Raw genomic sequence first — 6,096 nt, 5'->3', positions numbered from 1 at the left:
CATGCCATCTGTCCTACGCCAAAACCGGCGGTGTGTCAGGCGCGCTGGGTTTTGCAGAAAACCCGTCACGTTTCTCGTTGTCGTGCCGCCAGACAGGCCCGCTCAAGGCTGCGCAGCCTGTGCGCAAGGTACAGGAAGATGTGTTTACCCAGCGCATGAGTTTTCTGTTCAAGGGACTCAATGTCTCGCGCCTGGTTGACATCGAAAACAAATCCCTGATCTATCTGGTTGTCAGCGAAAAACTGATTGACGGCTCGCCCTACAACAGCATTTCCGTTGTGCCGCTGATGCCCTGGCGCGATATCGAGCCGGTCATCACATTCAAGTGAGTTCGCCATGACAACAAGCGGATGCAAGGTCGCATTGCATGATTGTTGATGTGCTGTCCAGGCTGGACACGAGGCGCCCATGGTGGTCGCCTTTGCGCGCCTGGCTGCCAGGCCATACACATTGGGACGCGGCCTCCCTGGCAGCAGCGGCCATGAACGCACCCATACCAGTGGCGCCATTGCTCAATGCACTGGCGCCGGCGTCGTGCCCCATCCGATTTACCAGCCAGTCTGCACTGCCTGCGGACATGGCCTATGAGCAGTTCATCGGACAGAACGGCGAGTGTCCGACGCGGGACAATTTGCATGATTTTTTCAACGGCCTGTGCTGGTTCCGGTTTCCCAAGGTAAAAACCCTGTTCAACAGAATCCAGTGCCAGCAGATTTTGCGCCAGGGTGTGGGTCAGCGACGCGGCGTGGTTCGCGATACGATCACCCTGCTGGACGAGGGCGGCCTGTTTCTGCAAGCGCCATCCGCCTTGTGGGACGCAATCGAGCAACGGGATTGGCGTCGCGCGTTTGTCAAGGAACGCGCTTTGTGGCAGCAGACGCATGTTGCCATTGTCGGCCATGCCCTGCTGGAAAAATGCGTAAATCCATACAAGGCAATCACGGCAAATGTGATACGCATCCCGTCGGATACGCCCACCTGTGATATCGACGGGGTAATGGCGCAGACGTTGGAAAACCTCCTGACCGAGGAACAACTGCAGGCCAAGCCACACTGCCCCTTGCCTGTCATGGGCATCCCGGGCTGGGATGCCGCCAGCGAGAATCCGGCTTTCTACGACGACCCGCAGGTATTTCGCCCGCCGCGCCCATAACGCTTCACCAGGGCCTTGGGGCCCATAAAGGTCGTAAAGCCTGTAGGACCCGCCACGCCCGTAAGGCTCCATAAAGGCTCATAAGGCCCGTGCCCCTAGGGCGCAGCGGCCAGCGCCTGCGCAACTGCGTTACCCGCTAAACACACCGTATTGCTGCAGCGCCTTGAACAGCATATAGGCGGCCAGCGCAAACAACAGGCAGGCAAAGACCCTGCGCAGTTTATCTACCGGCAAGGTGTGTGCCATGCGTGCACCTACCGGCGCCAATAACACACTCATGATAACCAGCAATATGAGGGCCGGCCAGTAAACATAGCCCAGCATGCCGTCGCGCACGCCTACTTCGCGGATACCGGACGCTATATAGCCCACGCTATTGGAGAATGCAATGGGAAACCCAAGTGCGGCAGAGGTTGCAACCGCGTTGCGCAGGGGCACATTGCACCAGACCATGAAAGGGACCGACAAAAACCCGCCACCGGCGCCGACCAGACCAGAAATAAATCCGATGCCGGTACCGGCTGCCGTGCGTCCCACCATGCCGGGCAGTTGCCGGGACGGTTTGGGCTTTTTATTGCGCAACATGTTCACGCCCGAATAGCCAACAAACAGCGCAAAAAACAGCGACAACGCAGCGCCATGCAAATAGGCAAATACCGCGCCTCCCGAGAGCAGGCCACCGAGCACGATGCCCGGAGCCAGCGTAAAGACCACCGGCCACAGGACAGCGCCCTGTAGATGGTGGGCTCGCATGCTGGAGATCGATGTAAAGAGGATCATGCCCATGCTGGTCGCGATGGCCGAGTGAACCGCAAGGTCGGGCGACATCAGGGAGGCGCCAAACAACAGGGTCAGAAAGGGCACCAGCACCATGCCGCCGCCCACACCCAGCAAACCGGCCATGAAGCCGCCAAAGGCCCCCAGACACAACAAGGCAATAATGGTCAGCACGCTCATCGGCAGTCTCCTGCGTGAATGCGCATCGGCACAGGGAAAGCGGCAGCAGCAAAAACACGCCCGATAGCGGCGCGGTAGCCCCGCATTATTTCAGGTTTCCGGACAGGAACTGCTGCAGGCGTGGACTACGTGTATTGCCGAAGACCTCATCGGGCGTACCTTCTTCTTCTACCGTACCCTGGTGCAAAAACATGACATGACTGGCCAGGTTGCGGGCAAAGCCCATTTCATGGGTCACCACAATCATGGTCCGCCCTTCTTCGGCCAGTTTCTGCATCACGCGCAGCACCTCTCCGACCAGCTCAGGATCAAGCGCCGACGTGGGCTCGTCAAACAGCATCACCTCAGGTTCCATGGCCAGCGCCCGGGCAATGGCCACGCGCTGCTGCTGACCGCCGGACATCTGGGAGGGATATTGATTTTCCACCGCCGGCGGCAGGCCCACCTTGTTCAGGTATTGTCGTGCGCGCTCGATGGCTTCGGCCTTCGGCACGCCCAGCACATGCATAGGCGCTTCAATTATGTTTTCCAGCGCCGTCATGTGCGCCCACAGGTTGAAGTGCTGGAACACCATGGCCAGCTTGGTGCGAAATACCTGCAAGCGCTTTTCATCGGAGACGCGCAAGCGTCCCCTGGCGTCTTTGCTCACCGTCAGCGCCTGGCCATTGAGCGAGACCGATCCGCTATTGGGCTGTTCAAGAAAATTGATACAGCGCAGGAATGTACTTTTACCGGAGCCACTGGAACCGATCATGGCGATCACGTCACCTGCTTTGGCCTGCAGCGACACGCCTTTCAATACTTCGTTTTGTCCATAAGACTTATAGATGTTCTGAACATCGAGTTTATACATAACGATCCTAGTGTTGGCTGTGACCCAGAAAGCCCAGCGTTCTCTTTTCCAGCCGGCGAAACAGTGCCACGAGAACAAACGAGACACACATATACAAAACGGCTGCCGTACCATAAGCGGCAAACGTCAGATAGGTGGCGGCGTTGGCGTCGCGTGCCACCTTCAGAATATCCGGCACAGTGGCGGTAAAGGCCAGCGACGTGGCATGCAGCATAAGAATGACTTCGTTGCTATAGGCCGGCAACGCCCGACGCAGCGCCGAAGGTAAAATAACTCGCGTATACATTTTATACCGGGACATCCCGAAAGCACGCGCGGCATCCAGTTCGCCATGCGCACTGTTTTTGATGTAACCGGCAAAAATCTCGGTGGTGTAGGCCAGCGTATTGAGCATGAGGGCCAGCACCAGGCAATTGTAGCCGCTCATGAAAAAAGCGTGCAGCAAAGGCGTATCGCGCACCACCTGCAGGCCGATGACGCCGCTGTAAATCAGCAAAATCTGCACATACAAGGGCGTGCCACGAAACACGTAACTGAAGAACCAGATCGGCCAGGCGATCCAGCGATTTTTCGAGACCCGCCCCACCGACATGGGAATGGCCAGCACCAGCCCCAGGACCAGGGAGAGCACCAGCACCCATAGGGTGACCGCCAGCCCGGAAAACGCAGTGCCATCCCAGAACAGCAGCGGCTTCCAATAATCGTTCAGGATGGTAAGAAAATTATTGAGCGACTCGATCATAGCTGCGCCTCTCGCACGCCCACGGAATACTTGCGTTCCAGCAGCCACAGGACAATGTTGGACACGCTGGTGAGCACAAGATAGATGAACCCGGCCACACAAATGAACAGGAACATGGACGAGGTGGCCCGACCGGCACCCTGAGTCACCTGAACCAGGTCAGTAAGCCCGATAATGGAAACCAGGGCCGTGGCCTTGAGCACGACCTGCCAGTTGTTGCCTATGCCCGGCAGCGCAAAGCGCATCATTTGCGGAAACAGCACACGCCGAAACACCTGGCTGCTGCGCATGCCATAGGCGCGCGCCGCTTCCAGCTGGCCGCGTGGCACGGCAAGGAACGCGCCGCGAAAGGTCTCGGCAAAATAGGCGCCGTAGATAAAACCGATGGTAAGCACGCCGGCATAGAAAGGTTCGATTTCAATCACCTGCATGCCCAGCATATCGGTAATTTCATTGAGCCCCATCTGGATACTGAAAAATATTAGCAGCATCAGCACCAGATCGGGCACGCCCCGAATCAACGTCGTGTAGACCTGGGCCATGCCGCGCAACAGCCGGTTGCCGAACAACTTCGCGCTGGCGCCGATCAGGCCCAGCACAAAAGCGACCAGCAGCGACAACAAAGCCAGTTTGATGGTTTCCCAGGTGCCGTGCAGGATCTGGGCGCCATATCCATGCAAAAACATGCTATGGCTTCACGTTTTTCAGGTTGATTTCACCCGGCTTGAAGTACTTCCCGGCAAGTTTGGCAATGGTGCCATCCTGCTGCAATTGACCCAGCGCCGTATCGATGGCCTGCTTGAGCTTACTGTCCGACTTGCGCATGCCGATGGCGATTTCACCCGTCAATGCCTTGTCATCGGTAATGGCCGGGCCCACGAACGCAAAATCGCTGCCGGCGGGTTTGCTCAGAAAACCGCTTTGACCGTTGGGTTTTTCAATAATGGCGGCGTCGATCCGGCCGGCAGCCAGATCGGCGAAGGTTTGGTTCTGGTCCTGATAGGAGATTATCTGCACGCCGTTGCTACCCCATTTCTGTTTGGCATAGGTTTCCTGGGTGCTGCCCTGCAGCGCGCCAACCCGTTTGCCCTTCAGGGAATCGACGGTCGGCAACAGCCCGCTATCCTTGCGGGCCATCAAGTGGGTGGGGATCCCATAAATGGGTTGACTGAAGGAGAGGATTTTTTCCCGTTGCGGCGTAATTTGCATGCTTGAGTGGATCAGCGTGATTTTGCGTGCGGCCAGAGCTGGAATCAGGCTGTCGAAAGACTGTTCCACCCAGGTGCATTTGGCCTGCATTTTCTTGCAAATCTCGGTCATGACATCAGCATCAAACCCCTCGATCTCCCCTTTTGCATTTCTGTATTCGAACGGCGCATAGCCGGGCTCAATGCCCACCTTCAGTTCTTTCCAATCGCTGGCCAGCGCGGTGGCGCCAAAACCGGCAGACAGCCCCACCGTAACGGCAAGCAGCCAATTTTTCACATTCATCATCTTCTCACTTCAAAAATTTGTCTTACCACGAAAGCCGTGCGGGGGCGGTGATCAATCGCCACGGCCTGCACCCGCGCTTGCTGAAGTCGAAATAGTACTGATTTGTGAACCGTCTGACCACTAGGGATCACCTCTAGCGCGAATTTTGTCCGGATCGAATTGCCCCGGGCGGTAGCTCAAAGGCCATTTACGATCGCCTGTTATTCTTTATAATGCTATCTTTTGACCCTTGGCCTACGTTGGATTTTCTTATGATCACACCCTTTCCCAAGCCTCTTGCGCCTATTCAGCTTGAAGGGCACGGCCTCGTGCTGCAACCCATGCGTCTTGCCCATGCAGAGGGCCTGCGCAACGCGGCGGCCGACGGGCAACTATGGAATCTGACGTTCACATCGGTTCCAGACCCGGGCCAGGAGGCGGCGTATATCGAAGCGGCGCTCAAGGGACAGCAGGAAGGTCATATGCTGCCGTTCGTGGTGCTGGATGCCAAATCTCGCAAAATTATCGGCACCACCCGCTACCACGACATTGTGCCCGAGATCGCCCGGCTTGAAATCGGCTACACCTGGTACGGTCAATCCTGGCAGCGCACGCATGTGAATACTGTCTGCAAATATCTCATGCTGTTTTATGCGTTCGAATCGCTCAAGGCCAATGTAGTCGGCTGGCGTACCGACAATCTGAACCAGCGCTCCCAGAATGCCATTGAGCGCCTGGGCGCCAAAAAAGATGGCGTGCTGCGCGGCCACGCCCTGCGTCGTGATGGTACGGTTCGCGACACCCATATGTACAGCGTGACGCAAGAGGAATGGCCGGCCATCAAACACCAGCTCAAGGAAAAACTGCCCAAGTAAACCCCTGATCCCGAAGTCCCGCTAGCGGCGCCTGCGCGCCGCA

General features: G+C 57.2%; 8 protein-coding genes. 3 read left to right on the top strand and 5 right to left on the bottom strand.

Translation table 11 applies throughout. From position 1 onward, the window contains the following. The coding region (locus ACTIKR_RS00380; protein ID WP_442326941.1) for a CreA family protein at positions 1–329 on the top strand (329 nt) is incomplete at its 5' end. Between the two features lie 38 nt (positions 330–367). Next, positions 368–1,153, top strand: coding sequence for a DUF3025 domain-containing protein (locus ACTIKR_RS00375; protein WP_226817215.1), 786 nt, complete (start codon positions 368–370; stop codon positions 1,151–1,153). Positions 1,154–1,282: 129 nt separating this feature from the next. On the opposite strand, the gene ACTIKR_RS00370 is transcribed toward ACTIKR_RS00375, so the two are convergent. From ACTIKR_RS00370 to ACTIKR_RS00350, 5 genes are all read right to left on the bottom strand, one after another. Continuing rightward, entirely contained in the window at positions 1,283–2,110 is an 828-nt protein-coding gene (locus ACTIKR_RS00370; RefSeq protein WP_193089904.1) for a sulfite exporter TauE/SafE family protein, read from the bottom strand. Positions 2,111–2,195: 85 nt separating this feature from the next. Then, positions 2,196–2,963 carry an ABC transporter ATP-binding protein gene (locus ACTIKR_RS00365; protein WP_193089903.1) on the bottom strand — a complete coding sequence of 256 codons (768 nt, stop codon included), beginning with the start codon at positions 2,961–2,963 and terminating at the stop codon, positions 2,196–2,198. A gap of 7 nt (positions 2,964–2,970) precedes the next feature. After that, a complete protein-coding gene (hisM, locus tag ACTIKR_RS00360; protein WP_193089902.1) occupies positions 2,971–3,705 on the bottom strand; it encodes a histidine ABC transporter permease HisM in 735 nt (244 codons plus the stop codon). Further along, positions 3,702–4,391, bottom strand: coding sequence for an ABC transporter permease (locus ACTIKR_RS00355; RefSeq protein ID WP_193089901.1), 690 nt, complete (start codon positions 4,389–4,391; stop codon positions 3,702–3,704). The genes hisM and ACTIKR_RS00355 overlap by 4 nt, the downstream gene beginning before the upstream one ends. A gap of 1 nt (position 4,392) precedes the next feature. Beyond that, a complete protein-coding gene (locus ACTIKR_RS00350; RefSeq protein ID WP_193089900.1) occupies positions 4,393–5,199 on the bottom strand; it encodes a transporter substrate-binding domain-containing protein in 807 nt (268 codons plus the stop codon). A gap of 251 nt (positions 5,200–5,450) precedes the next feature. Between ACTIKR_RS00350 and ACTIKR_RS00345 the strand changes: the two genes are divergently transcribed. Beyond that, positions 5,451–6,053, top strand: a complete 603-nt coding sequence (locus ACTIKR_RS00345; protein ID WP_193089899.1) for a GNAT family N-acetyltransferase — start codon at positions 5,451–5,453, stop codon at positions 6,051–6,053. The last annotated feature ends 43 nt before the right edge of the window (positions 6,054–6,096 follow it).

This window comes from Advenella sp., assembly GCF_052108595.1.
In the GTDB taxonomy this organism is placed as follows: Bacteria; Pseudomonadota; Gammaproteobacteria; order Burkholderiales; family Burkholderiaceae_B; genus Advenella.
The sequence above is the reverse complement of the archived record's forward strand: the minus strand, read 5'-3'. Positions and strand labels throughout refer to the sequence as shown.